Origin of the sequence: Bradyrhizobium campsiandrae (assembly GCF_014529705.1) — a bacterium.
GTDB lineage: Bacteria > Pseudomonadota > Alphaproteobacteria > Rhizobiales > Xanthobacteraceae > Bradyrhizobium > Bradyrhizobium campsiandrae.
In genome coordinates, this window is the sequence record NZ_JAANIH010000182.1 from 1 (window position 1) to 533 (window position 533).

Sequence of the window (533 nt, forward strand, 5' to 3'; positions counted from 1 at the left end):
ATTTGTGAATTGTCCAGTCGCATTGGTTGGTTCGGCGGATAATGTGTAGCCGTCGATTTGTTTGGCAGTGGCGTTATATGTGTCGCCAATAGTTCCGTTTAGGGTTTCTGATGGAGCGAGCGTTTTGCCGTTAGCATCCACGTAATTCACTGTTACAGGCTCTGCTGCTTCGATGTTTTTAGTATACACATATGTCACTGTTTGGCTACTTGTGTTGAATGTTCCGGTTGCGTTATCTGGTGTAGTTGTTAACGTATAGCCGTCGATAGTTTTTGGCTCAGTTGTGTAGTTATTTCCTACTGTTCCAGAAATTTCAGTGGCGGAGCTCAGTTGTTTATTATTTTCGTCAACATAGTGAATTTCTACAACTCCTTTTTCAGGGGCTGGATTTTTTGTCTAAATGTAGTTGACGGTTTGCGCGCTGCTTGTGAATTGTCCAGTTGCATTGGTTGGTTCAAAAAAAAAAAAAGAGTCAGCCATGAAGTATCATTTGAAGCTGTTTAAGGGCAAGTTTGCACTTGATCAGACACAGG

1 protein-coding gene and 1 pseudogene are annotated in these 533 nt (G+C 42.0%); both read right to left on the bottom strand.

The features are described from left to right. Nucleotides 1-189 (bottom strand): MucBP domain-containing protein (locus G8O24_RS47060; RefSeq protein WP_210324919.1); only part of this gene is annotated, 189 nt, incomplete at its 3' end. Between the two features lie 3 nt (nt 190-192). Further along, nucleotides 193-360 (bottom strand): annotated as a pseudogene (locus tag G8O24_RS47065) (MucBP domain-containing protein); the annotation flags it as partial. Between the last annotated feature and the right edge of the window lie 173 nt (nt 361-533).